This window comes from Methylothermus subterraneus, assembly GCF_054656915.1.
This window is the reverse complement of sequence record NZ_BAAHXK010000003.1, coordinates 125,837-151,839: the sequence shown is the minus strand read 5'-3', so window position 1 is coordinate 151,839 and position 26,003 is coordinate 125,837. Positions and strand designations below refer to the sequence as shown.

25 protein-coding genes are annotated in these 26,003 nt (G+C 58.5%); 11 read left to right on the top strand and 14 right to left on the bottom strand.

From position 1 onward, the window contains the following. From era to rpoE, 9 genes are all read right to left on the bottom strand, one after another. Complete coding sequence (gene era / locus ACYQ3M_RS04155) at positions 1–882, bottom strand: GTPase Era (protein ID WP_460034795.1); 882 nt, start codon at positions 880–882, stop codon at positions 1–3. Next, complete coding sequence (gene rnc, locus ACYQ3M_RS04150; RefSeq protein ID WP_460034794.1) at positions 879–1,592, bottom strand: ribonuclease III; 714 nt, start codon at positions 1,590–1,592, stop codon at positions 879–881. The genes era and rnc overlap by 4 nt, the downstream gene beginning before the upstream one ends. Further along, positions 1,564–1,935, bottom strand: a complete 372-nt coding sequence (locus ACYQ3M_RS04145) for a DUF4845 domain-containing protein (RefSeq protein ID WP_460034793.1) — start codon at positions 1,933–1,935, stop codon at positions 1,564–1,566. The genes rnc and ACYQ3M_RS04145 overlap by 29 nt, the downstream gene beginning before the upstream one ends. Before the next feature lie 8 nt (positions 1,936–1,943). Continuing rightward, entirely contained in the window at positions 1,944–2,708 is a 765-nt protein-coding gene (gene lepB / locus ACYQ3M_RS04140; protein ID WP_460034792.1) for a signal peptidase I, read from the bottom strand. A gap of 13 nt (positions 2,709–2,721) precedes the next feature. Continuing rightward, on the bottom strand, positions 2,722–4,530 hold the full coding sequence (lepA, locus tag ACYQ3M_RS04135; RefSeq protein ID WP_460034871.1) for a translation elongation factor 4: 1,809 nt from the start codon (positions 4,528–4,530) through the stop codon (positions 2,722–2,724). Between the two features lie 25 nt (positions 4,531–4,555). Continuing rightward, complete coding sequence (locus ACYQ3M_RS04130; RefSeq protein WP_460034791.1) at positions 4,556–5,929, bottom strand: DegQ family serine endoprotease; 1,374 nt, start codon at positions 5,927–5,929, stop codon at positions 4,556–4,558. 117 nt (positions 5,930–6,046) lie between these two features. Continuing rightward, on the bottom strand, positions 6,047–7,030 hold the full coding sequence (locus ACYQ3M_RS04125; protein ID WP_460034790.1) for a MucB/RseB C-terminal domain-containing protein: 984 nt from the start codon (positions 7,028–7,030) through the stop codon (positions 6,047–6,049). A 1-nt stretch (position 7,031) separates the two neighbouring features. Next, positions 7,032–7,619, bottom strand: a complete 588-nt coding sequence (locus ACYQ3M_RS04120) for a sigma-E factor negative regulatory protein (RefSeq protein WP_460034789.1) — start codon at positions 7,617–7,619, stop codon at positions 7,032–7,034. After that, a complete protein-coding gene (rpoE, locus tag ACYQ3M_RS04115) occupies positions 7,597–8,235 on the bottom strand; it encodes an RNA polymerase sigma factor RpoE (protein WP_460034788.1) in 639 nt (212 codons plus the stop codon). Before rpoE ends, ACYQ3M_RS04120 begins: the two co-directional genes overlap by 23 nt. A gap of 164 nt (positions 8,236–8,399) precedes the next feature. Between rpoE and nadB the strand changes: the two genes are divergently transcribed. Then, positions 8,400–10,007: an L-aspartate oxidase gene (gene nadB, locus ACYQ3M_RS04110; RefSeq protein WP_460034787.1), complete on the top strand. Its 1,608-nt coding sequence runs from the start codon at positions 8,400–8,402 to the stop codon at positions 10,005–10,007. Here nadB and amrS read toward each other — a convergent pair. Then, positions 10,004–11,107: an AmmeMemoRadiSam system radical SAM enzyme gene (gene amrS / locus ACYQ3M_RS04105; RefSeq protein ID WP_460034786.1), complete on the bottom strand. Its 1,104-nt coding sequence runs from the start codon at positions 11,105–11,107 to the stop codon at positions 10,004–10,006. The two genes, nadB and amrS, sit on opposite strands and share 4 nt — an antisense overlap. A gap of 75 nt (positions 11,108–11,182) precedes the next feature. Between amrS and amrB the strand changes: the two genes are divergently transcribed. Together amrB and amrA are read left to right on the top strand one after the other, a co-directional pair. Beyond that, on the top strand, positions 11,183–11,971 hold the full coding sequence (gene amrB / locus ACYQ3M_RS04100; RefSeq protein ID WP_460034785.1) for an AmmeMemoRadiSam system protein B: 789 nt from the start codon (positions 11,183–11,185) through the stop codon (positions 11,969–11,971). Then, entirely contained in the window at positions 11,958–12,557 is a 600-nt protein-coding gene (amrA, locus tag ACYQ3M_RS04095) for an AmmeMemoRadiSam system protein A (protein WP_460034784.1), read from the top strand. Before amrB ends, amrA begins: the two co-directional genes overlap by 14 nt. Here the strand turns inward: amrA and malQ are convergent. Together malQ and glgC are read right to left on the bottom strand one after the other, a co-directional pair. Next, entirely contained in the window at positions 12,520–13,986 is a 1,467-nt protein-coding gene (gene malQ, locus ACYQ3M_RS04090) for a 4-alpha-glucanotransferase (protein WP_460034783.1), read from the bottom strand. The genes amrA and malQ overlap by 38 nt on opposite strands. Before the next feature lie 6 nt (positions 13,987–13,992). Beyond that, positions 13,993–15,270, bottom strand: coding sequence for a glucose-1-phosphate adenylyltransferase (glgC, locus tag ACYQ3M_RS04085; RefSeq protein ID WP_460034782.1), 1,278 nt, complete (start codon positions 15,268–15,270; stop codon positions 13,993–13,995). 111 nt (positions 15,271–15,381) lie between these two features. On the opposite strand from glgC, the gene glgB reads away from it, so the two are divergent. Further along, positions 15,382–17,571 (top strand): 1,4-alpha-glucan branching protein GlgB, encoded by a 2,190-nt coding sequence (glgB, locus tag ACYQ3M_RS04080; RefSeq protein WP_460034781.1) that lies wholly within the window; start codon positions 15,382–15,384, stop codon positions 17,569–17,571. Then, on the top strand, positions 17,568–19,058 hold the full coding sequence (glgA, locus tag ACYQ3M_RS04075) for a glycogen synthase GlgA (RefSeq protein ID WP_460034780.1): 1,491 nt from the start codon (positions 17,568–17,570) through the stop codon (positions 19,056–19,058). The genes glgB and glgA overlap by 4 nt, the downstream gene beginning before the upstream one ends. A 7-nt stretch (positions 19,059–19,065) precedes the next feature. Here the strand turns inward: glgA and ACYQ3M_RS04070 are convergent, their stop codons facing one another. Next, positions 19,066–19,845, bottom strand: coding sequence for a TIGR01458 family HAD-type hydrolase (locus tag ACYQ3M_RS04070; protein WP_460034779.1), 780 nt, complete (start codon positions 19,843–19,845; stop codon positions 19,066–19,068). An 84-nt stretch (positions 19,846–19,929) separates the two neighbouring features. On the opposite strand from ACYQ3M_RS04070, the gene fae reads away from it, so the two are divergent. From fae to ACYQ3M_RS04055, 3 genes are read left to right on the top strand one after another with little or no spacing between them, the layout of a single operon-like run. Then, positions 19,930–20,490, top strand: a complete 561-nt coding sequence (fae, locus tag ACYQ3M_RS04065) for a formaldehyde-activating enzyme (RefSeq protein WP_460034778.1) — start codon at positions 19,930–19,932, stop codon at positions 20,488–20,490. Between the two features lie 51 nt (positions 20,491–20,541). Further along, complete coding sequence (locus tag ACYQ3M_RS04060) at positions 20,542–21,564, top strand: isocitrate/isopropylmalate dehydrogenase family protein (protein WP_460034777.1); 1,023 nt, start codon at positions 20,542–20,544, stop codon at positions 21,562–21,564. A gap of 18 nt (positions 21,565–21,582) precedes the next feature. Next, positions 21,583–22,395 carry a lipase family protein gene (locus ACYQ3M_RS04055; protein WP_460034776.1) on the top strand — a complete coding sequence of 271 codons (813 nt, stop codon included), beginning with the start codon at positions 21,583–21,585 and terminating at the stop codon, positions 22,393–22,395. A gap of 39 nt (positions 22,396–22,434) precedes the next feature. Here ACYQ3M_RS04055 and ACYQ3M_RS04050 read toward each other — a convergent pair whose 3' ends face one another. Further along, entirely contained in the window at positions 22,435–22,614 is a 180-nt protein-coding gene (locus ACYQ3M_RS04050) for a hypothetical protein (RefSeq protein ID WP_460034775.1), read from the bottom strand. Positions 22,615–22,828: 214 nt separating this feature from the next. Between ACYQ3M_RS04050 and ACYQ3M_RS04045 the strand changes: the two genes are divergently transcribed. Genes ACYQ3M_RS04045 through ACYQ3M_RS04035 form a run of 3 tightly spaced genes read left to right on the top strand, consistent with a single transcriptional unit; the run spans position 22,829 to position 25,865 of the window. Further along, positions 22,829–23,794 carry a nucleotidyltransferase domain-containing protein gene (locus tag ACYQ3M_RS04045; protein WP_460034774.1) on the top strand — a complete coding sequence of 322 codons (966 nt, stop codon included), beginning with the start codon at positions 22,829–22,831 and terminating at the stop codon, positions 23,792–23,794. Further along, positions 23,776–25,383 carry a MutS-related protein gene (locus ACYQ3M_RS04040; protein ID WP_460034773.1) on the top strand — a complete coding sequence of 536 codons (1,608 nt, stop codon included), beginning with the start codon at positions 23,776–23,778 and terminating at the stop codon, positions 25,381–25,383. Before ACYQ3M_RS04045 ends, ACYQ3M_RS04040 begins: the two co-directional genes overlap by 19 nt. Further along, a complete protein-coding gene (locus ACYQ3M_RS04035; protein WP_460034772.1) occupies positions 25,380–25,865 on the top strand; it encodes a flavin reductase family protein in 486 nt (161 codons plus the stop codon). Before ACYQ3M_RS04040 ends, ACYQ3M_RS04035 begins: the two co-directional genes overlap by 4 nt. The last annotated feature ends 138 nt before the right edge of the window (positions 25,866–26,003 follow it).

Here is a 26,003-nt window from a genome sequence, read left to right as displayed (position 1 = left end):
TCAATCGGCATAGCCCAATTGTTTGAGCAAGCGCTCGTCGTCCGACCAGCCCGGTTTGACTTTGACCCAAAGATTTAAATAGACCCGGCGACCGAGCCATTCCTCCAGCTCCAGACGCGCCTTTTGCCCGGCTTTTTTGAGCACTTCCCCTTGCCTGCCGATAACGATCCGCTTTTGCCCTTCGCGTTCCACCCAAATGACGGCGTAGATGCGGACAAGATCCGGCGCTTCTTGGAAGGCCTCGATCTCCACCGTCAGCTGATAGGGAACTTCATCGCCCAGATAATAAAACAACTTCTCGCGCACGATCTCCGCAGCGAAAAACCGCTGCGGCTTATCGGTGAGTTGATCCGCAGGAAAGAGCGGCGGCCCTTCGGGAAGATGCTCGAAGATGGCTTGCTCCAAGCGGTCCAGGTTAATACCTTCAAGGCCTGAAATGGGAACGATGGCGGCAAACGGATAGCGCGCGCTGGCCTCGGCGATTAAAGGCAACAAAAGCTTCTTGTCTTGAACCCGATCGACTTTGTTGATCGCCAAGATCGTTGGAACTTCGGCGGCCTTGAGTTTCTCCGCGACCAAGCAATCGTCGCTGCGAAAGCCTTTGCCGTCGATCAACCACACCGCCACGTCCACGCCTGTTAAAGCGCTGCCGGCAGCCTTGTTTAAATATCGGTTCAAAGCGCGCGAAGCCGCCTGATGGATACCTGGGGTATCTAGATAAAGAATCTGCGCTTGATCGGTGGTTTTGATTCCCAAAATATTGTGCCGCGTGGTCTGAGGGCGGCGCGAAACGATGCTGAGCTTCTGCCCAAGCAGCCGGTTGAGCAACGTCGACTTGCCCACGTTGGGGCGGCCAATCAGAGCGACGTAACCGGTTTTCACAAGCTCTTGCCAAAGGTCAAAGACAACTTCGCCAACGCCGCTTCCGCCGCTTCCTGTTCGGCGCGCTTGCGCGATGGACCTTTACCTAGGCTGGCCTCAGGCAAAAGATCCACATAACACGCCACTTCAAACGTCTGCGCGTGCGGCGCACCGTGTTGGGCGATCAACTCGTACCGCGGTAAGGAACGGCTACGCGCTTGGACGAACTCTTGCAGACGGGTTTTGGGATCCTTACAAACCCCTGCATCCAACGCCGCCAACCTAGCCTCAAATAGGTCCAAGACCCACCGCCGGCACGTTTCCATTCCTTGGTCCTCGAACAAGGCACCGACGATCGCCTCGAACGCATCGGACAAAATGGAATCTCGGCGAAACCCGCCGCTTTTTAACTCCCCGGGTCCTAAAATGAGCCAGTCTCCAAGCTGCAATTTTTGCGCGATCTCAGCCAGAGCCGTCTGATTGACCAGCATGGCGCGCATCCGGCTCAATTCCCCCTCTCGGGCGCGAGGGAAACGGCGAAACAACTCCTGGGCGATAATAAATCCAAGCGCTGCGTCCCCTAAGAATTCCAGTCGCTCGTTGTTGCGCCCGCCGGCGCTGCGGTGGGTGAGCGCCTCCTTGAGTAACTCCAGGCGGCGCAACTCAAACCCGAGCTGAACGCACAGCAATTGTAAATTTTTCTCACTCCCCGCGCGCTTCGATTTTGTCATCGAAATAAACGATCACGTTCAAGTTGCCAAAAAGCGGCTTTTCCACCGCGTAGTTCACTTCTACGCGGGTAATCCCCCCTTGTTTGACCACCCGGATGTGTTCCGGACGCACGTTCTCGACCATATTAATATCCAAACGCTTGAGCAGAAGATTGCGAATTTCGTGCGCGGACTGTCCGGCCAACTCCGGGGTCCTTTTAAGCGACTCCAAAGAGCTTAGGACTTTGAAATGTTCCAGATAGATCGGCAAAATTTTCAACGTCAACAAAGCAAAAAAACCGATCAGGCCGAGGACCAGCAGCGTCCCTAATAAAGTCATCCCGCCTTGCCGCTTAAGCCCCATAAGTCGCCTCATTCCAGCAAGGTTCCAACGCGCTCGAACACAACGCCTGGATGGCTAGGCTCCCAGTGCATCCAGATCAAAAACGCCTTGCCCACCAGATTGCCTTCCGGAACCGGCCCCCAGTAGCGGCTGTCGTTGCTGTTGTCACGGTTGTCGCCCATGACAAAATAATGCCCTTTGGGGACGATAAACTCGCCTTCCACCGAAGGTTGGCCTTCCATGATCAAAATCCGATGCCGGACCTTTCCCAGTTCTTCTTCGTACATCATCGCGCCGTTATAGCGCTGGTTCTGGCCGACCCCCAAATAGGGACCCAAAGGCTTAAGCGGTACCGGATCGCCGTTGATGTACAGCCTTTTATGATAATAAGCGATGCGATCTCCCGGCAGGCCGACGATGCGTTTGATATAGTCCACCGACGGATCGTTCGGATAGCGAAAGACGACGATGTCCCCCCGTTTCGGTTCGCGAACGTCCAGTATTTTAGTGTGGATGACCGGTAGGCGAATGCCGTAGAGAAATTTGTTGACCAGGATGAAGTCCCCTACCAATAAAGACGGCATCATCGACCCAGAAGGGATTCGAAACGGCTCCACCAAAAATGAGCGCAACAAGAGCACGATAAATAAGATAGGAAAAAAAGAATGGGCGTATTCGACCACCAGCGGCTCTTTTACCGCTCCAGCCTTGCGGGACCACAGCCGCCAACCGCCCCAAATCCCCCCTGATAGCAAAGTACCGAGCAAAAGCACAAACTCAAAGTCAAAATCCATACGGTGATCCTTCTTATCCCGATTCCTGACCCACCCTGAGCACAGCCAGGAAAGCCTCCTGGGGAATTTCCACCTTGCCGATCTGTTTCATGCGCTTTTTACCCGCCTTCTGTTTCTCCAGCAATTTCTTTTTGCGGGTAACGTCCCCACCGTAACACTTGGCAGTCACGTTCTTACGCAGCGCTTTGACCGTGGAACGAGCGATGATCTTAGCTCCGACCGCCGCTTGAATCGCCACCTCGAACATCTGCCTGGGAATCAACTCCCGCATTTTTTCCACCAACTCCCGGCCACGCGTTTCAAGCCGGTCTTTGTGCACGATCAACGACAGGGCATCCACCCGCTCGCCGTTGATGAGGATGTCGAGTTTGACCATGGGGGCTGCCTGGAAACGCTTGAATTCGTAGTCAAAGGAGGCAAAGCCACGGCTAACCGATTTAAGCCGATCGAAGAAATCGAGCACCACTTCGCTAAGCGGCAATTCAAAAGTCAAAGCGGCCTGACTGCCCAAAAATTGCAGGTTTTTCTGTACTCCCCGCTTTTCTATGCACAAGCCAATGACCGCGCCTAAGTATTCCTGCGGGACCAAAATATTGGCTTCGATGATCGGTTCGCGGATCTCCTCGATCTGATTGGGCGGCGGCAGCTTGGCGGGATTGTCCACTGCAAGCGTTTCTCCTTTGGTCGTCACGACCTCGTACACTACGGTCGGAGCGGTGGAGATCAAATTCAATTCGTACTCGCGCTCGAGCCGTTCCTGCACGATCTCCATGTGGAGCATCCCGAGGAAGCCACAGCGAAAACCAAACCCTAACGCCTTGGAGGTTTCCGGTTCGAACTGCAACGCCGCATCGTTTAAGCGCAGTTTGTACAAGGCCTCGCGTAGATTTTCGTAATCCTCAGAACTGACCGGATAAAGACCGGCAAACACCTTGGGCTGGACTTTCTGGAACCCCGGCAAGGGTCGAGCGCAGGGACGATCGGCGGAAGTGATGGTATCGCCCACCGGGGCCCCGAAGATGTCCTTGATTCCAGCCACCACGAATCCGACTTCCCCAGCGCGCAGCGCCTCCCTCGTCTGGCGTTTGGGAGTAAACACGCCGACCTCATCGACTTGATAAATCTTGCCGGTAGACATCACAGCGATGCGCTGGCGTTTAGACAAGGTGCCATTGACCACGCGCACCAGCGAAACCACGCCCAGATAGTTGTCAAACCAGGAATCGATGATCAGGGCCTGCAGGGGAGCGTCCACATCCCCGGTCGGCGGCGGGATCTTAGCGATGATCTGCTCCAGCACCTGCTTTACCCCAAAGCCGGTCTTGGCGCTGATCTCTAGGGCTTCGTCGGCCGGGATGCCGATGATCTCCTCGATCTCGCGCTTGACCCGCTGCGGATTGGCGGCAGGCAAATCGATTTTATTCAGCACCGGCACCACCTCTAACCCTTGCTCGATCGCGGTATAGCAGTTGGCGACGGTCTGGGCCTCTACCCCCTGGGCGGCGTCCACCACCAAAAGCGCCCCTTCGCACGCGGCCAAGGAGCGCGAGACTTCATAAGAGAAATCCACATGGCCTGGGGTATCGATGAAATTGAGCTGATAGGTTTCCCCGTCCTCAGCCACATAGTTCAGCGTCACGCTCTGGGCTTTGATGGTGATTCCCCGCTCGCGCTCGATCTCCATCGAATCGAGCACCTGCTCGCTCATCTCCCGATCCTCAAGACCGCCGCACAGTTGGATGAACCGGTCGGCCAAGGTCGATTTGCCATGGTCGATGTGGGCGATGATGGAAAAGTTGCGAATACGGCTTAAAGGCGTCACGGTCACTTCGATTTCGTCCTAAGACCTATCGAGCTTTAAAAGCCAAATATAAAGAATCTTCTCCCCGTTTGACTAAGACCGCCACCGGTTTGTCTTTGGGCAAGCGGGCTAATTGCCGCTCAAGGTCTGCCGCATCCCGAATCGGCACGGTGCCTAAGCGCAACAGCAGATCGCCCGCACGTATTCCGGCCTCGCTTGCAGGTCCCGCCAAGACCCGGCGCACGACCACGCCTTGCTCGACCTGAAAGCGGGCGCGCTCTTCTGCAGAAGGGTTGGCGACCAGCAAACCCAAAGCTTGGATTTTGACCGCATCCTCTTCCACCTGCGCGACCGCCGATTCCTCGGTTTTTTCTGGAAGCTCACCGATCTTCACCAGCAGCGGCAACGTGCGCCCCTCCCGCAGCACTTTAATCGGCACCGATTTGCTTACCGGGGTGACGCCCACCAAAGGCGGCAGCATCGCGGAGGTCTCGATCGGCTGACCGTCGTATTCCACGATGACATCGCCTACCTGCAGGCCCGCTTGCGCCGCCGGACTGTTTGGCAACACTTGTGCGATCAAGGCCCCATACGGGCGGCTCATCTTAAAGGATTCGGCCAGCTCGCGGGTCAGGTCTTGAATCTGCACCCCAAGCCAACCGCGAATCACTTTGCCTTGGGTCTTGAGCTGATTGATCACCTCCAGGGCGATATCGATTGGGATCGCAAACGACAGCCCCATAAATCCCCCGGTGCGGCTGTAGATCTGAGAATTGACCCCAACCACCTCGCCCGCTAGGTTAAACAAGGGCCCCCCAGAATTGCCCGGATTGATCGCCACGTCGGTCTGGATGAACGGCACGTAGTTGTCGCCCGGAAGGCTCCTGCCCTTGGCGCTGACGATACCTGCGGTGACCGAATGGTCAAATCCAAACGGCGAGCCAATCGCCACCACCCACTCGCCTACTTTCAAGTTATTCGCCGATCCGATTCGGACTGCCGGCAAATCTTGCGCTTCTACCTTCAACAGCGCCAAATCGCTTTTGGCGTCTGAACCCACGAGCTTGGCAACAAACTCACGCCGATCCTGCAGCCGCACGATGATCTCGGCCGCGTTTTTTACTACATGATGATTGGTGACGATATAACCGTCTGCAGAAACGATAAAGCCAGACCCCAACGAACGCGTTTCCTGGGGCACGCCCTGCTGACCGAAAAAGTGCTTGAGCAAATCCTCCAGCGGCGAACCCTCAGGAATCTCCATCCCTTCCGGAAGCTGGGGCATGTCTTCCGGCTCGAGCTTCTTGGCGGTGCTGATGTTGACTACCGCTTGGCTTGTTTGCTCCACCAGGCCGGTAAAATCCGGCAAGCCCTCGGCAAGCGCGCACCCGCTTAGCAGCCACAGCCAGAGCCATCCCATTAATCTATAACCATTGCGTCTCATCGGTCCGCGTCTTAAGTTCAATTACAAGCAAACCAAAGCGGGCCGCAGCCCGCCGCTCATCTCGAAAATCTTTAGCAGTATCTCAAATGAATCTTATGGGAGTTTAGGATCGGCCTGACGCACCCCATCGCCGATCAAGCGAACGGTTTCAGGCGGCACATCCCCCAACACCGTCACCAAATAGCCATCGATAAGGCGATTATAGACGTTGACGGCGCCCACCCGCCGATGGGCCGATTCTAATTGCGAATTTTCATCTTGGCGTTTGATGTAGACCGACACCGAAGCCAGCCCATCGGTAATGAGGATATGGTCTACAGGAGATGAACTCGCAGGGTCTTGATGGCGGCTGCGTTTGACTTCGACGAACCCTTGCGGCAGCTGGCTCAGCTGCCAATGCCGATCGGCCGGAACGTCCATACGGTCGAGCACTTTCCAGGATTCGGTCCCGGTATGCGACTTGGATTCTTTCCTTGCCTGTTTGTCGACGTAGCCCAAGACCAGCTCGGTGACGACAAACGCCTCGAGCACGTTATCTTCCGCGTCCACGACCTCGAGCTGAAGCGGCAGCTTGCTTTCCTCATCGATCCAGACGCGACGGCCATAGCGGTAAGCATCCACGGGCTCAATGAGGATTTCTCGCGCGGAGCGCTCCGCCACCTGCCCTTTGCGTCCCAGCGCGAGGCGGTAGAATTTAGCCTCCCCCAGCCACTGCGTAGACCACTCCCCGAGCAAAGAAGCCGGGGAGAAATCTTGCGATTCAACCACTACGGTACGCCGTTCCGGGAAGTAACAGGTTACCTTGTTCGCCTCCCGCACGACCTCCCGTAGCGGATCGTTAAGAGCCTGCAGACGCTCGCGCACGACGCCGTCTTTGACGTTATGCACCAGCCGCAGGGTTTGGATCCGATTGTCCCGGCTGTAAGCGAGCGTGGCACGGTAGTCAAGACGCTGCATAGACTCGACCATGGCGCGCAACCACTCGGCAGGATCTTGGCGTTCGGCTTCCACCGCCAACGCCCACCCGCCCCAGCAGGCAAACAACCAGACTAACGCCAAACGCGCTTTAGACCCCATGCTACTGCCCGCCATGGCTGACGATGCGAGCATAGCCAAGCACATGTTGGGGTCCGGTCAAATAAAGGCTGTCTTCGCTGTGAACCAGCAGATAATAATCTTCCAAGGAAGAGCCCGCGGGACGGTTCGGCCTTTTCTCGCCAAATCGCAGCGCAGAACCTGCGTCCGCAAGCTGAGGCGTAAAAGCAGGCGGGTTTACCCGCTTGCCGGCTATGACGACAAATACCGCAACGACCGCAGCCAAAGTCAGGGGCACAGTCCACCGCCCAAAATTAAACCGCCTTAAATCGATTGCCCAGCGCTCTTGCCGAGACCAATCGGCAGACGTTATCGCCTCGTCGGCAAGAGCAACGCGAACCCGTTCGAGAAAATCCGGCTGCGGCCGAATTCCTCCTCCTTCTCGCAAAGCTTGCCGGATGGTCTGATAACCATACCATTTATCAAGCAAGTTGGAATCCTGATAGATCTGTTCCAACAAACGGATCGCTTCGCTCGGATCCAATTCGTCATCCACGAGCGAAGACAATTTCCAGTTTATATCGTCCTGCATGAGCTTTTGCCTCTCGTCATTTTTCTGCCGACGGTTCAAGTTTCTTGGCCTTTTTAGTGCGCATCCCGGCGCGCAAGGTCCTCAGTCTCTTATCGATCGCCTCGCGCGCCCGAAAAATCCTAGACCTTACCGTACCGACCGGGCAATTCATGGCTTCCGCGATTTCCTCGTAGCTTAGCCCTTCAAACTCGCGCAAGGTAATGGCAGTACGCAGTTCTTCGGGGAGCTCTTCAATGGCTTGGCGCACGGCTTCGGCAACTTCCTCGCTCAACAAGATGCCTTCGGGCGTCTCTTGATCTTTTAGACGAATCGCCGTCTCGAATTGTTCCGCCGTTTCCAATTCAATTTCCGAGTCGGACGGACGCCGCGCTCGCGCAGCAAGGTGGTTTTTAGCCGTATTGATGGCGATCCGATAGAGCCAGGTGTAGAAAGCGCTCTCCCCACGAAAATTCGGCAAGGCGCGATAGGCCTTGATAAACACCTCCTGGGCGACGTCTAAGGCTTCCGCCGGGTCTTTGATATAGCGGGTAATCAACTGGATGATCTTCGCCTGATATTTAAGCACCAAGAGGTCAAACGCCTTTTTGTCGCCTTTCTTTACCCGCTCGATGAGTTCCTGATCGACCTGAATCGCCGACTGGCTTTTTCCTTTCAACCCCACGTCTCCATCTAAAGACGATTGCGCCTTACCTACCCTGACAAACGCCCCGCCGAACCGTCCAAGATAGGCGGTCCAATGTTTGCATTATCTCTGTTTCCTTAACCGCATTCAATGCACGCCGCTTGGCACAAACCCTTTCCTTTTGCTATAAAGCGGCCATGCAAGATTCGCTTTATTACGACGCCTTAGTCATCGGCAGCGGCGCCTCGGGTTTAGGAGTAGCGCTGCGCCTGGCCGAATTTGCCAAAGTAGCGGTACTCTCCAAAACCGAGCTTGCCGAATGCAGCACCTTCTACGCGCAGGGCGGGATCTCGGCGGTGCTCGACGCCCGCGACTCGATCGAATCGCATATCCAGGACACCTTAAACGCCGGAGCCGGACTGTGCGATCCCGACATCGTTCGGCTCGTGGTCTCCCAAGGCAAAGAATGCATTCAATGGCTGCTCGACAAAGGCGTGGCCTTCACGGAAGTGGAAGCGGAAGACGGCGGCACCAAGCTGCACCTTACCCGCGAAGGCGGCCACAGCCACCGGCGGGTTGTGCACGCAGCCGATGCCACCGGCAAAGCGGTAGAAACCTCGCTTTTGCACCACGCCCGCGCCCACCCAAACATCGATCTGTACGAATTTCACAACGCCATCGACCTGATCACCGCCGCCAAGCTCAAGCGCTCCCCCCAGCGGGTGCTCGGCGCCTATGTGCTTGACCGCGCGGCCGGCAAAGTCAAAGTGTTTGGCGCCCGTGCGGTGATTTTGGCCACCGGCGGCGCGGCTAAGGCTTATCTTTACACCAGCAACCCCGACACCGCGACCGGCGACGGCATCGCTATGGCCTGGCGCGCCGGTTGTCGAATCGCCAACATGGAATTCATGCAGTTCCATCCGACCTGCCTTTACCACCCCAAGGCGCGCTCGTTCCTCATCTCCGAGGCGCTGCGTGGAGAAGGCGCTAAGCTCTTGCTCCCTAATGGCGAGCCGTTTATGCACCGCTTCGATCCGCGCGCGGAACTTGCTCCCCGCGACATCGTCGCGCGCGCCATCGACCACGAAATGAAGCGCTTGGGGATAGACTGCGTTTACCTAGACATTTCCCACCAAAGCGCCGATTTCATCCGCAGCCATTTCCCCACCATCTATGCCAAGTGTTTGGAATTTGGCTTCGACCTCACGCGCCAGCCGATTCCTGTGGTCCCTGCCGCCCACTACACCTGCGGGGGAATCTTGACCGATCGGCACGGACGAACCGACCTGCCCGGATTGTACGCGATAGGAGAGACCGCCTGCACCGGATTGCACGGGGCCAACCGCATGGCGAGCAATTCCTTGCTCGAATGTCTCGTATTCGCCAAGCAAGCCGCCGAGGACTTAAGCCAAAGGCTGGCCGAATTCCCGCCTCCCCCGCCTCTTCCGGCTTGGGACGAGTCGCAGGTCACCGACTCCGACGAGGAGGTGGTGGTCAGCCACAACTGGGACGAGATCCGCCGTTTTATGTGGGACTACGTGGGGATCGTGCGCACCGACAAGCGCCTCAAACGCGCCTTGCGGCGGATTGAGCTGCTCAAACAAGAAATCGCCGAGTATTACGGCAACTTCCGCGTGACCAGCGACCTCTTGGAGCTGAGAAACCTCATCCTCGTCGCCGAGCTCATCGTCAAAAGCGCCATGCAGCGCAAGGAAAGCCGGGGTCTGCATTATACCTTAGACTATCCCCAGACCCACCCCGTGGCGCAGAACACGATTCTAGACCCTAATCGACCTACCCGCTAGCGCGTGGCAAAGCGCGCTATATCCACCGGGTGCCTTTTGGCTCCCCAATCCCCAGGCGCGCTTTCAAATACCCCAGGAAGCGGCGTTCCACACTTCCGGCACGCGCCGTCTGCGCTCAGATTCCAGGCCGTCAGCACGTACCAGTCGCGGCCGATCAGAAGATGGCCGCACCGGTGGCAAAAGGTGCTGTCGGCTTCGGGACAGTGCACGTTGCCTACATAGACGTAGCGCAAGCCGTTTTTTAAAGCGATTTTCCGCGCCCGGATCAGAGTAGCCAAGGATGTGGGCGGCTTGTCGAGCATCTTCCAGTCGGGATGGAAAGCGCTGAAGTGGTGGGGAACGTCGGGACCGAGCTGGTCCACTACCCAACGGGTCATGGCGTCGATCTCCTGGTCGGAGTCGTTCTCGCCTGGAATCAGCAAGGTAGTAATCTCCAGCCAGCAGTCGGTCTCGTGTTTAATGTATTTAAGAGTCTCGAGCACCGGCTGCAGCTGCCCGCCGCAGATCTTACGATAAAAGTCTTCGGTAAAAGCCTTAAGGTCCACATTGGCCGCGTCCATGTACCGATAAAATTCGCAGCGCGGCTCTTCAGTGACGTAACCAGCGGTGACCGCCACCGATTTGAGGCCGAGTTTGCGGCATTCTTTGGCGGTATCGATGGCGTATTCGTGAAAGATCACCGGATCGTTGTAGGTGTAAGCCACGCTCCGGCAACCCAACGCTTTGGCCGCGCGCGCGATCGTTTCTGGCGTCGCTTGCGCGGTCAAGGTGTCGAACTGCCGCGACTTGCTGATGTCCCAATTCTGGCAAAACTTACAAGCTAGATTGCAGCCGGCGGTGCCGAAGGAAAGCACCGGCGTCCCTGGCAGGAAATGATACAAAGGCTTCTTTTCAATCGGATCGATGCAAAAGCCGCTTGCCCGCCCGTAGGTGGTCAGCACGATCTGGCCGTCCTGGCAAGCGCGCACAAAACACAAACCGCGTTGACCTTCGCGCAGCTTGCAAAACCTAGGGCACAGATCGCATTGGACGCGGCCGTCGGGGAGCTTATGCCAATATTTGGTGGGTACGACGGAGGCAGCCGGGGCAAGGGAAACCATGGCCTAAGTTCCTATTGAGTTGACGACTTTTAGCCCATATATAGCCAAAAGCGACCGATTTCAAGGAGGCTTGCCATGACTGCTGTCCGCTATCCCGCCGTCGCCGGCCTGTTCTATCCGGACGACGCGGTGGAACTTGAGGAGATGGTGCGTCAATTCCTAGCCGCCGCCGAAGCCCCTGCGGATCTCATCCCCAAAGCGCTTATTGCTCCCCACGCCGGCTACGTCTATTCCGGGCCGATCGCCGCCAGTGCTTACCGCCTGCTCCTTCCGGCCAAGGACCAAATCGAGCGCGTGGTTCTGCTCGGGCCGGCGCATCGGGTGGCGTTTGCTGGATTGGCTCTGCCCAGCGTGGACGCCTTCGTCACGCCTTTAGGTAGGGTGGCGGCGGACCGGCAAGCGATCGCTAAGCTCGCCGACCTGCCCTATGTGCTGCGATTTGACGCCGCCCACGAACCGGAGCACAGCCTAGAAGTGCAACTGCCGTTCCTGCAGGAAGTCCTGACGGAATTCAAGCTGGTGCCTATCGTAGTCGGCCTGACCGAACCCGAGACGGTTGCAGAGGTTTTAGAACGCCTGTGGGGCGGCCCAGAGACCTTGATCGTGGTGAGCTCGGATTTAAGCCACTACCACGACTACCACACCGCCCGCTGCTTGGATCGCGCTACTTCCCAAGCGATTGAAGATCTCGATCCTTCTCGCCTGAACGAGGAGTCGGCCTGCGGCCGCATCCCGGTGGCAGGTCTGCTGTTGGTGGCGCGCAAGCACGGCTTAAAAGCCAAGACCTTAGATCTGCGCAACTCCGGCGACACCGCCGGCTCGAAAGACCAAGTCGTAGGATACGGTGCGTATGCCTTCTTCTGATCTCAAATTAACTTCCAAGGAACGTCGCTTGCTTCTAGACCTGGCCCAGGAGACTCTTTTTTATGGGAGTCAACACGGGCGCGTGCTTGCGATCGATCTGGCCCATCTGCCGCCTGCTCTCCACAGGCCGCGCGCCAGCTTCGTCACCTTAGAACAACAGGAGCGGCTGCGGGGCTGCATCGGCTCTTTAATCCCCCGCCGACCGCTGGCCGAAGACGTCGTCGCCAACGCCTTCGCTGCCGCTTTTTCCGACCCGCGCTTTCCGCCCGTCCGTCTGGAGGAAATAGCCGACTTGAGTATCCATATTTCGATCCTAAGCCCGCTCGAATTCATCCCCTGCGCTTCGGAAGCGGAACTCATCGCGCAACTTTGCCCTAGGATCGACGGCTTAGTGCTGGAAGAGCGCCACCGCCGCGCTACCTTTTTGCCGGCCGTGTGGGATGCGCTGCCGGAACCGCGGGATTTCCTCGCCCAGCTAAAAATGAAAGCGGGGCTACCTGCCGATTATTGGTCGCCTGAGATCAAAGCGTACCGCTACACGGTCGAAGTCATCCGCTCCGATCGTACAGCTCAACCAAGCGCCTGATTCGATCTTCGTGCTCAGGTTTAAGCTGCTCCCAAGAAAAACGCCAGCGCCAGTTGCCGGAGAGGGTTCCCGGGGTGTTCATCCTGTGGCCGCGTCCAAGGCCAAGCACGTCCTGCAGCGGCACCACCGCCACCGCGGCAATGGAGGCGAACGCCGCGCGGATCAGCGCCCACGGCATCGCTTCGCGCGGCCAACCCAGGTACTCGTAAACGTAGGCTTGACGGCGGCTGTCTAGAGATTGAAACCAGGCCAACGTCGTGTCGTTGTCGTGGGTGCCGGTGTAGACGACGTTGTCGGCCTCGTGGTTGTGCGGCAGATAAGGATTGTCCGCCCCGCCGTCGAAAGCAAACTGCAGCACCAGCATGCCGGGAAGGCCAAATCTTTTCCGCAACGCCTCCACCTCTGGAGTGATGACGCCCAAGTTCTCAGCCACTAAAGGAAGTTTGCCGAACCTGGTTTGGATTGCTTCCAACAGGGCCTGCCCCGGCACTTCGACCCACCGGCCGCGCACAGCCGTCTCACACTCTGCCGGGATTTCCCAGCAGGCTTCAAAACCGCGAAAATGATCGATGCGGATCCAGTCAAACAGCTCCAGCTGGGTGTGCACGCGCTCGATCCACCAGGAGAATCCGTCCGCCTGCAGCGCTTCCCAGTTATAGTGCGGATTGCCCCAGCGCTGGCCGGTGGACGAAAAATAATCCGGCGGCACCCCGGTCACCACCGTCGGCAGCCCCTCGCGGTCGAGGCGGAAATACTCGCGCTTGGCCCAAACGTCGGCGCTGTCGGCAGCCACGAAAATAGGCATGTCGCCAAACAGCAGCACGCCATGTTGGTGGGCGTGCCGGCGAAGCTCTTGCCACTGCTGGAAAAACAAAAATTGCTCAAACCGAATCTGGTCGATTTCCCGTTCCAGCCGATTCCGAATTCGCGCGAGGCTGGCTTCATCGCGGTGGCGGTACTTGAGCGGCCACTCCCACCACGGCTGGCTGTCGAAGCAGCCCCTAAGCGCCGTAAACAAAGCATAGTCTTCCAGCCAATAGGCGTGGAAACGAACAAACTTGTCAAACTCCTCCGCCAGCTTTCCTTTTTCGTTTGCCCGAAACGCCGCGTACGCGCCGGCAAGCAGAGCCCGCCGCAGGGGGGGATTGCCCTCAAGCTGCGCTAAACTCAGCCACCCGCGTTCGACCACCCAGCGCCAATCGATCAGCGCGGGGTTGCCGGCGTGCGCCGAAAGGCTCTGATAAGGCGAAGCGTCGACGTGGGTCGGCCCCAGCGGCAGCACTTGCCAGACCGACAGGCCGCAGGCGGCCAAAAATTCCACCCACCGCCAGGCGTCCCGCCCTAAGCTCGCGCTCGGCAACGAAGTCGGATGCAACAAGATCCCCGCGCGGCGCCTTTGCAAGACGCTGGTGTCTTTGGTCTGGGTCATAACAGTTTAGCGGGCGAAGTGGATCTTCTGACCCAGCATGTCCGGGGTGACGGTGACGATGCCACCGGGGCTGACGTCAAAGCGTTTTTTGTCTTCCTCCAAGTCGTAACCGATCTGCATGCCCTGCGGAATCTCGCAGCCGCGGTCGATGATCGCGCGCCGAATCTTGGCGTAGCGGCCGATGTTGACGTCGGGCAAGATTACCGAATCTTCCACCAGCGCCCAGGAGTTGACCCGGACGTTGGTAGACAGAATGGAATGGCGCACGGTGGCGCCGGAAATGATCACCCCATCGCAGATCATGGAATCGAACGCCTGCCCCACGCGCTCGTGGGCTTTGTCCTCGAACACGAACTTGGCGGGCGGCAGGTGCCTTTGGTAGGTCCAGATCGGCCAGTCCTGATCGTACAGATTGAGCTCCGGATCGACTCCGATCAGCTCCATGTTGGCGGCCCAATAAGCGTCGATGGTCCCCACGTCGCGCCAATAGCTTTGCACCCCCGTCTGCATGTTGAGGAACGGATAAGCGAAAACCCGGTAGCGTTTGATTACCTCAGGGATCACGTCCTTGCCGAAATCGTGGGTCGATTTGGGATTGTCGGCGTCCTTGATCAGTTGTTCATACAGGAACTTGGCGTTGAACACGTAGATGCCCATGGAAGCCAGGGCCACCTCGGGCCGACCCGGGATGCTGGGCGGATTGGGAGACTTTTCGACAAAATCGCTGACTCGATTGTCGCTGTCCACGCGCATCACCCCGAACGCGCTCGCATCTTGGATCGGCACTTCGACGCAGGCGATAGTCAAATCGGCCTGGTTGTCCACGTGGTAGGCCAGCAAGGCGCCGTAGTCCATCTTATAAATATGGTCGCCCGCGAGGATCAAAACGTATTCTGGTTCGTAAAAGCGCAGGATGTCTAAATTTTGATAGACCGCATCGGCCGTGCCCAAATACCAGGAATCGTTGAGCCGCTGCTGGGCCGGCAGAAGGTCGATGAATTCGCCCAGTTCGCCGCGCAGAAACCCCCATCCCTTATAGATGTGGCGGATCAAAGAATCGGCCTTGTACTGGGTGAGGACGCCAATGCGGCGAATTCCAGAGTTCAAACAGTTAGAAAGGGTAAAATCGATGATTCGGTATTTGCCGCCGAAGTGCACCGCAGGTTTGGCGCGCCACTCGGTGAGTTTGCGCAGCCTAGTCCCGCGTCCCCCGGCGAGGATCAACGCCACGGTCTGGCGGGTCAGGAGGCTGACGAAACGTTGGTGAGAAGGATTTGCAGGCATAACTTAGGTCTCCACGGCCTGGCCCAATCTGTTAATATTTAACCAAACTCATTATTAAGGCTTGCCCCAGTGAACTCAAGCATTTCTTCTGCACCCACTTTGGAACCGAAGTTGGCGAGGATCGTCGAGGCGCGCCACCACGACCCCTTCGAGGTCTTAGGGCGTCATCACGAGGGAGGCGACGACATCGTACGCGTGTTTTTGCCCGGCGCCCAGAGAGTCCGGATCGAAAACGGTCCAGAACTCTTCCGCATCGAAGGGACGGACTTGTTTCAAGGCTCGATCAAGGGCTTGGACCTTCCTCTTCACTATGCCCTACTCTGGACCGATACCGAAGGAAAGCAGCACCGCACCATCGATCCTTACACCTTCCCCCCCCAGATCCCCGACTTCGATTTGTATCTGTTTGGCACCGGCAAGCACTGGCATATTTACCGGATCCTCGGCGCCCACCTGCGCGTCGTGGACGGCATCGCCGGCACCCTGTTTGCGGTGTGGGCGCCAAACGCCGAGCGGGTGAGCGTGGTCGGCGACTTCAACCGCTGGGATGGGCGCTGTCATCCCATGCGCTGCCGTTATGGCTCGGGCGTCTGGGAGTTGTTCATTCCCGGACTGGGTGAAGGCACCCTGTACAAATTCGAGATCCGCAACCGCCAGCACGGCACCGTGTTCGTCAAGACCGACCCCTACGGGCGGTATTTTGAGCTTCGGCCCAACACCGCCGCGATCGTCGTCGACGACGGCAAGTATCCCTGGGGCGATCAGGAGTGGATGAAGCGCCGTCAAAAGTGGGACTGGCAGCATCGTCCGATCTCGATCTACGAGGTGCACCTTGGCTCCTGGCGCCGCCGACCGGACGGGAGCTTTTTGAATTATCGGGAACTGGCCGAACAGCTGGTGGCTTACGCCAAAGAGCAGGGATTTACCCATATTGAGCTTTTGCCCGTCACCGAACACCCTTTGGACGCCTCCTGGGGCTATCAGACCACCGGCTACTACGCCCCCACCAGCCGCTTCGGCACTCCCGACGACTTTCGCTGGTTCGTGGATCACTGCCACCAAAACGGCATCGGCGTGATCCTCGACTGGGTGCCGGCGCACTTTCCCAAAGACGCCTGGGCGCTGGCCTGGTTCGACGGCGTGCCGCTCTACGAGCACGCCGATCCGCGCCGGGGCGAACACCGCGACTGGGGCACTTTGATCTACGATTATGGCCGCAACGAGGTCAAAAACTTTCTCTTGGGCAGCGCCATGTACTGGCTGGAGGAGTTCCATATCGACGGGCTGCGCGTGGATGCGGTCGCGTCCATGTTGTACTTAGACTACTCGCGCCAGCCTGGGGATTGGGTGCCCAACAAATACGGGGGCAACGAAAACCTCGAGGCCATCGACTTTTTGCGCGAACTCAACAGCATCACCCAACAGCAACATCCGGGCAGCGTTATCATCGCCGAAGAATCCACCGCCTGGCCGCAAGTCACTCGCCCGCCTTGGGTGGGGGGGCTGGGGTTTGCGATGAAGTGGAACATGGGCTGGATGCACGACACCCTGTTTTACTTTTCCAAGGATCCAGTGTTCCGCAAGTATCACCACGACCAACTCACCTTCGGCCTGCTTTACCTGTTTTCCGAAAACTTCGTCTTGCCCTTTTCCCACGACGAGGTGGTCCACGGCAAAGGCTCGATGCTCGGCAAAATGCCGGGAGACGAATGGCAAAGATTTGCCAACCTGCGCCTGCTTTACACATATATGTTCACCTACCCCGGCAAGAAGCTTTTGTTCATGGGCAACGAGTTCGGCCAAGTGCCGGAATGGGATTACGCCAAGGAACTGGAATGGTTCGTCCTCCAATACCCCTATCATCGGGGTGTGCAGAGCTTGGTGGCGGACCTGAACCGGCTGTATGTGCGTCGCCCCGAGCTTCACCAATACGATTTTCAGCCGCAAGGCTTTGAATGGATCGACTGCCACGATTCCCTGCAATCGACGTTAAGCTATCTGCGCAAGAGCGAGGACGATTTTTTGGTCGTCGCCCTCAATTTCACGCCGGTGCCGCGCCACGACTATCGTTTGGGCGTGCCGGAGGCGGGCAGCTATCAAGAAATCTTCAACTCCGACTCGGAGTTTTACGGCGGCAGCAACGTCGGCAACGGCTGGATCGAGGCCGAAGCTACGCCTTGGATGGGGCGCCCCTATTCCATCCGCATCACGCTGCCGCCCTTAGCAGGAGTGATCTTCTGCCGCCACCCCCTGAACCAACCCCAATCTCTAGAACAACCACCGGAACAACTTAGCCTGTGAACATTCTGTTCCTCGCCAGCGAGCTGTATCCGCTCGTCAAAACCGGGGGGCTCGCCGACGTCGCCGGCAGCCTGCCGCGGGCTTTGCGCGAATTAGACCAAGACGTACGCGTCCTTTTGCCCGCTTATCCCGAGGCCAAAGAACGCTGCCAAAGCTTAACGCCGGTGGCGGAACTTAAGCTGCTAAACCGCCCCGCCACCTTGCTGCAAACCACCCTGCCCGACACCGACATCCCGTTGTGGCTGCTCGACGCCCCCCATTGGTACGATCGCCCCGGCGACCCCTATTCCAGCCCGGACGGCGCTCCCTGGCCGGACAACGCCGAACGCTTCGGCGCCTTCTGCTGGGCCGGTTTCCACCTTGCTTTGAATCGCTTGGGCCTCGGCTGGCAGCCGGATATCGTCCACTGCAACGATTGGCAGACCGGTCTGGTGCCGGCGCTCCTGTCGCTGGAAGCGGCCTGCCCCGCCACCGTCTTCACCATCCACAACCTGGCCTATCAAGGCGTTTTCCCGGCGGCGACTTTCTCCCAACTGCAGCTTCCCAAAGCCCTGTGGCACGTAGAAGGGCTAGAGTTTCACGGCCAGCTGTCGTTCATCAAAGGCGGGTTGATGTACGCCGACCGGATCAACACGGTCAGCCCCACGTACGCCAAGGAAATCCAGACCCCGACTTTCGGTTGCGGCCTGGAAGGCGTACTCAAACGGCGCAGCCACCAGTTGTCTGGGATCCTAAACGGGATCGACACGGACAAATGGAACCCCGCCGCCGATCCGTGGATTCCCCAGACCTACGATTTGCAATCGCTATCCCGCAAGCAGGCCAACAAACTCGCCCTCCAGCGCCGCTTCGAGCTTCCTGCCGGGGCTGAAACTCCTTTGCTGGTTTTCATCGGCCGGCTGGTCGCGCAAAAAGGGGTCGATTTGATCCTCCAAGCCATGCCCAACCTGATCCGTTACCCGCTCCAATTCATCTTCCTCGGCTCCGGCGAGGACGGCTTCGAACAGGGGCTATTGTACTGGTCGCGCCGCTACCCCAAGCGGGTGGCGGTGCATCTCGGTTACGATGAACCTTTAGCGCATTGGGTCGAGGCCGGCGCCGATATTTTCCTAATGCCTTCGCGGTTTGAACCCTGCGGGCTGAACCAAATGTACAGCCAGCGTTACGGCACCGTGCCGGTCGTCCATCGCACCGGCGGGCTGGCGGACACGGTGGTGGACGCCACCCCCGACCAACTCGCCAACCAGGCGGCGACCGGCGTCAGCTTTGACCACCCGGTCGTAGGCGCTTTCCAAGAAGCGGTCAAGCGGGCTTGGCTCTTGTACAGCCAGCCGTCGATCTGGCAGCGGCTGCAACGAGCCGGCATGATGCGAGACTTCTCCTGGCGCCGCAGCGCCGCCGAATACTGCTGGCTCTACCAGCAAGCCCTGGCCGAGCGCAAGGCCGGCCATCCCCCCACTTTTCGCCAAAGCCTGCCTCCTTATTGAGCCGCGCTCACGCAATCCCTAGCGCTTTTGGCAATTCCCGGATCGAGGCGATGACCCAATCGGGCCGGATGGGCGAGGCGCGAACGTAACTCTCGCGATATTTGCCGGTCTTGACCAGGATGGTCAATAGCCCCACGGCCTGGCCGCCGCTTATATCGGTATCGATATCGTCGCCGACGACGGCCACCTGTTCAGGCGCAAGCTGCATGTCTGCAAGGGCCAAACGAAAGAACTCGGGCGCTGGTTTGCCGATGATCCGGGCCTGCTTGGCGCTGGCGTACTCCAAAGCGGCGACAAATCCCCCAAGGTCCATCTTGAGCCCTTCCTCGGTTTGCCAAAACCGGTTCTTATGCACCGCGATCAGCTCCGCCCCCGAAAACAGCAACCGGAAAGCGCGATTGAGCACCGCGTAATTCCAGCCCTCGCCGATGTCGCCTGCGACCACGTAATCGGCGTAGGTATCAGACTGACGCAAGCTAGCAAAATCGCGTTTGACGTCCTCGGCAAGAAGCAAGTGGCAAACCGGATCGCCTTGCCGTTTGAGATAGTTCAGCACCGCTTGGGGAGCGCTGAAGATCTCCTGCTTGGGAATCGCCAAGCCTAAGGCATTTAGCTTAGCGTGGAGAGAAGCCAAGGAAAGCGTGCTGGTATTGGTGATAAAGCGGCAGACGCAACGGCGGCGGAGCGCGTCTAACGCCTCCTCAGCGCCTGGAATGACTTGACTTCCCACGTACAGGACCCCCTCCAGATCCAACAAAAGCCCCCGAATACGCTTGAGCCCAGTCATAGTCCGCGCAGTCTAGCACGCTTGGAAACGATTTCGGTGCGATGGGCTTGTATAATAGCTGTTTTACCAACCAGGAGGAACGACATGACCAATCGCGCGATTCCGATTTTCAAAACCGGGGAAGCTACGGTCTTTGCCAGCCAAGATCAAGGCACCGACGCCATGCCGGAAGTGGTGCTCGGAGCGGTCAACGGGCCGGTAGGGACGGCGTTTGCCACCCTCATGGGGCAAACCGAAGGGCACACCCGCCTGTTCGCCATCCGCGCTTGCAACCAGCAAGTCAAGCCGGCCACCTTGATGGTGCCGAAGGTAACGATGAAAAGCGGCAAATACATCTCGCTGTTTTTCGGCGTTGTCCAATCGGCGGTAGCCGATGCGGTGCTCGACAGCGTGATCGAGGGCATAATCCCCAAAGAATGGGTCAACGACATCTGCTTGATCGTCAACGTATGGCTGGACCCCTCGTGCGCTGCGCAAGACAATCCGGACAAAAAAGACCTCTACCGTACCAACTACGAGGCGACCAAACTAGCGATCAAGCGCGCCCTAAACGACGAGCCCTCGATCGAGGAGCTGATCGCCAACCGCCACAAGATCCACCACGAGATGTACGATCCGGTCACCGGAAAATCTAAATGGGAATGAGCCTGGGCCGCGCCTGCGGCCCTTTTACTCAGCGCGTATGAGGAAACTGCAATGCATCACGTTACCTTGATCCCCGGCGACGGTATCGGCCCGGAAATTACCCAGGCAGCGGTGCGCGTGATCGAAGCCTCCGGCGTGGCCATCGCCTGGGACCGGCAACTGGCCGGCATGGCGGCGGTCGAGGCCGACGGCACGCCCTTGCCCGAATCCACCCTCGCCTCGCTGCGCCGCACCCGCCTCGCCCTAAAAGGGCCGCTCACCACCCCGGTCGGCGGCGGCTACCGCAGCGTCAACGTCGCCTTGCGGCAAGAGTTCGACCTGTTCGCCAACGTCCGTCCGGCTTGCTCTTTGGCCGGCACGCAAAGCCCGTTCCAAAACGTCGATTTGGTGATCGTGCGCGAGAACACCGAAGGCTTATACGCCGGGGTGGAGCACTTCATCAAAGCGCAAGGGCAGACGATCGCCGCCGAGAGCACCGCCATCGTCACCCGCGCAGGCTGCGAGCGCATCATCGACTACGCCTTCCGCTACGCCGAGCAGAACCGGCGCCGGAAAGTCACCATCGTGCACAAGGCCAACATCCTGAAATGCACTTCGGGCTTGTTCCTGGAAATCGGGCGCGAGGTGGCGCAAAGGTATCCCCACATCCAATGCGAGGAACGCATCGTCGACGCCTGCGCTATGCAGCTGGTGATGAATCCGCAGCAATTCGACGTCCTCGTCACCACCAATCTATTCGGCGACATCCTCTCGGACCTGGCCGCCGGCCTCGTGGGAGGTTTGGGCCTGACGGCGGGGGCCAACATCGGCCAGGAGGCCGCCATCTTCGAACCGGTGCACGGCAGCGCCCCAGACCTTGCCGGCCAAAACCGAGCCAACCCCACGGCGATGATCCTAGCCGGAGTCATGCTGCTCGACTATTTGGGTGAGACTCAAGCCGCCCGCCGCATCGAACAGGCGGTGCGCGCGGTGATCGAGGAAGGAGCCTGGGTCACCCCCGATCTCAAGCCGGGATCGACTTGCACCACTTTGCAGATGGCCGAGGCGATCGCCGCTAAACTGACGTCTCTTTAGGCAAACGGAGAAACGAGCATGGAGACCTTTGCGTGCTTTAACCCTCAGGCCAGCGCTTACGATGGGCGCAACGCCCTCGCCTTAGGTCAAGCTTCGAAATTAGCGTATGCCGGCAAGGAAGAGGTCCTTGCGACTTTGGCGCGGTGGGGGTTTAACGCCGCCCGATTTTTAGACCGGGATGGAACGCAGGGTTTTCTCGCCCAAAACGAAAAGATGCTGCTCATCGCATTCCGGGGCACCGAACCAGAACAGTTGCGCGACATCCTTACCGACCTCAACCTCGCTCTCAGCAAAGGCCCGGTCGGCCAGGTGCATACCGGCTTTGCCCGAGCACTCGAGAAGGTATGGAAGGACCTTAAGGGCGCAATTCATGAACTGTATCAAAGCCAAGCGGTGTGGCTCACCGGTCATAGCCTCGGTGCTGCGTTGGCGACCCTAGCCACTGCCCGGCTGGTCTTTGAGGAGCGCCTACCGGTCCAAGGGCTTTACACCTACGGCTCTCCTCGGGCAGGCGACGATGTCTTCGCCAAGGCCTTTGACCGGGTTTGCTTGCAGCGGACTTTTCGCTTCCGCAATAACAACGACGTGGTCACCCGCGTGCCGCTGCCTGGGGTATTTTGGCTGCGCTATCGCCACATCGGCCAGCTTGCTTATTTCAACGCCACCGGTGCCTTGCGGTTTAAGATGACTTTTTTAGAGCAGTGCTTAGACCGTTTCCGCGGTCGACTCGAAGATCTTGGTCAACCTGGCAGCGATGGTATGAAAGACCATGCCATCGCCGCCTACCTGCGAAACTTGGAACGCAATCAGGACGCCATGCCTGAAAATTAAGGCGGAAGCCTTGTCAAAAAATTTGACAAAAGCTCCGGTTCAAAGCACCACGATCAAACTGGTCCCGGAAACTTCCACCGGCTTGCGCCACTCGGCGGCGATGCGCTCGGCGCACGCGCGCGCCTGTTCGGGGTCGTCGAAATAGGCCGTGATCATGCCGGCGACTTCGTAAGCATAACCTTGAAAAGAGCGGATCAAATCTTGAATGCGGCGGTTCATGCTCCAATCCTCCTCTTTAGTAATGGGTTTAATTGTTATTGAGCATTATTCGTGCCACTCAATGAAAAATTCGTCAGATCAACAAGTTGAATAATCTCACTCACGACCGTTGCACAGAAACGACTATTTTTGTCAAAAAAGGTGACAATTTTCAACACCGAAAATTTCTTTCTCATTGAATAAGACGTACCCCGATGCCGTTATAATCTCGGCTATGTTTAAGGCGCGCGATTTTGTCCTCACCCACGAAGGGCTTGGCTTTGCCGTCACCTTGAACGGCATCGAAGACGGACGCGTCATCGCGTGCCTGCGTTATACCCAAGACGCGCAAGGAACCTGGCACAAAGTCAATACAGAACGAGCCGAAGCGCTCCTCCGCCGCCGCTATCCACACTATCTGCATTACGCATCGCGGCGCGATGTGGTGCTGCAGGCGGTGCCCGTGGAAGCTATCGCCGTCCACCTAAAACCTCGCCGGCGCCTGCAAGAGCTGATCCGGCAAGCTTCCCCCGCCCCCCTCATCGCCCGCCTGCAATCTTTGGTCGCGTGTTTTGAAACCTTGGGCCTTAGCCGCTTGCTGCTAGGAATCACCGGCTCTTTGCTGCTCGGGCAATATACCGAACGCTCCGACTTAGACCTTGTGGTGTACGGGCGCGAAGCGTTTTCCCAAGCGCGGCAGGCGCTGCGCCAGGCCATCGCTTTGGGCTACCTGCAAGAATTAGATCCGGCTTTATGGCAGGAGAGTTATGCGCGCCGCGGTTGTGCGCTGAGCTTTGCAGAATACTTATGGCACGAACGACGCAAACACACCAAAGGCGCGATCCTTGGAACCAAGTTTGATTTGATCTTGGTCGAGGAGGAAAACGAGGAGCCCGATTCCAGAAGCTGGCGCAAACTTGGCCGCACCGTGGTGCGCGCCAAAGTCCTAGACGCCACGCGCGCCTTCTCCACGCCGGCCTGCTACCTCCTCGATCATCCTCGCATCGCCTGGGCTTTGAGCTTTTCCGCCACCTACGTCGGACAAGCCGAGGCCGGAGAATGGGTGGAAATCGCCGGATTCCTGGAGCAGGCCGCAGATGGAGAGCAGCGCATCGTCGTCGGCTCCAGCCGCGAGGCGCCTTTGGAATACATCAAAGTGATTCAGCCGCAGAGGTACCTATCATGCTCGCCAAGCTGTTAAACCTATACCCGCCGTTTCTTAAAGTCTGGCAAGACGGTCCCGAAGTCAAGGCAGTCCGGCCGCAAACCGAAGGCGTCATCGATCCTGCGACCGCCGAGGCGATCGAGCTGGAAGCGCTGTTTCGTGCCATCGACGGCACCCGCACCGTGATCGGGCAGGCGACGCTGTACCGCTCCTTGCAACGCCCGCTCACCGACGCTGAGCTGATTTGCGCCAAACAGGCGGCGGTGCGCGAACTTTACGCCAACCGCGCGTTACGGGACGGTTTGGAGCAACTGATCGCCAACGCCGCCCGCCCCGACCGCGAGGCCGAATTCTACAAACTCCTTTACTGCTTCTTCTTGGGGACGGTAGGCGCGCCGGTCAGCCCTAGGGAAGTCAAGGGCTTCGGTTACGAGGCTTATCTCAACGGCACCGCGTTCGTGCTGGAGACGGTCGAGCAGGCCCAAAAATTACCCCCGCCGCAGAGCCCTTATCTTAAAAGCCTGATCGAAACTTTGACTGGATTTGCCGCCACGCGCAGCTTTGCGCTGATGCACGGGCCGGTCTACCGTACCGAAAAACGCCTGCTTACCCGCCAGGAGAAAGGGTTTTTGCCGGCGATCCGATTCCGCCCCTCGCTGCTTAAACCCGGCTTGATCGCCGGCGGGATCGGGGGGTTGATGCTGGCGTGGGCGGCTCTGCCGTCGCTTTTGAATATGACGCGTCCGGCCATAGGCTTGCTGTGGCTGTTTTTGCTTCCTTTAGGAGTCGCCTACCCTCCCTTGGTAGGCAGCTTCGATCGCGACCGCTTCATCTATCCCTTGCGCAAGCTCTTCCGGGAAGCCGGCGAGGTCCAGCACGCCTTGGAAGCGCTCGGCTACTTGGACGAACTGTTAAGTTTCGTGCGCTTTGCCGAAGGGTTTGGTCACCCCACCTGCCTGCCAGAAATTAAGACCTCGGATCGCCACCGCTTCATCGCCCAAGACCTGCGCAACCCGATTTTAGGCCAAGCCAACCCCGACTACGTGCCCAATCGCATCGAGCTCGATGCGCAGCGCCTCACCTTCATCACCGGACCCAACAGCGGCGGCAAGACCGCCTTCTGCAAAACCTTAGCCCAAGTGCAGCTATTGGCCCAAATCGGCAGCTGCGTGCCGGCCCGGGAAGCGCGCCTGACGGTGGCCGATCGGATTTTCTACCAAGTCCCGGAAGTCAGCCACCTGAGCGACCGGGAAGGACGGTTCGCCACCGAACTCAAGCACACCAAACGCATTTTCCTGGCGGCCACGCCCAAGAGCTTGGTGATCCTCGACGAGCTCGCCGAGGGCACGACCCATGAGGAGCGCCTGAAGATTTCCTACGATATCTTGCAAGGCTTTCACAAGAAGGGCTGCACCACCGTGCTCGTCACCCACAATCACGAGCTGGTGGACAAGTTCATCGAAGAACGCGTGGGACAGGCCAAACAGGTAGAGTTCGTCGGCGAGCGGCCGACCTACCGCCTTATCGACGGCATCTCCCGGATCAGCCACGCCGACCGGGTGGCGCGGGAGGTGGGCTTCGCCAAAGAAGACATCGAACGTTATCTGCAGGAGAACCAGCCATGACCCCTCCGATCGAGCTGTTTCGGCTGTTGAGCTGCGGCGTCTACGTCATCGGCGTCACCGACGGGACGCAGTACAACGCGTTCACCGCCGCCTGGGTAATGCAGGTTTCCTTTACCCCCTTGCTGGTGGCTTTGAGCATCAACCCCCACCACCGCTCGTACGCCATGCTCAAAGCCGGGGAGAACTTCACCGTCAACGTTCTCGGCGAGGAACAACGGGAACTGGCCCGCCATTTCGCTTCTCCCATCGCCGATCGCCTCGCCAAGTTTCCTTGGCGTCCGGGCAAAACCGGCGCCCCGATCCTGTCGCAAGCGCTCGCCTACTTGGAATGCCGGCTGGAAGAGAACTATCCGGCCGGCGACCACCGACTCATCTTGGGACGCGCGGTAGGAGGCGCTCTACTGCGTCCGGGCGAGCCTCTGCTGTATCGCGACACCGACGATATGGACGGAGCAAGCCGGCTGTTTCCCACGCAATTTTGAAGCGACCAACTCAATCTCGACCGGCAGACCCATTACGCACTAGACTGCACCAAGCGATTTTCCTCGCAGGTTTTTACCGACCGCCAAAGTTTGATAGTATTGCTAGTTTAAGGCCGGTGGTTGGCAAAATAAAAAGCA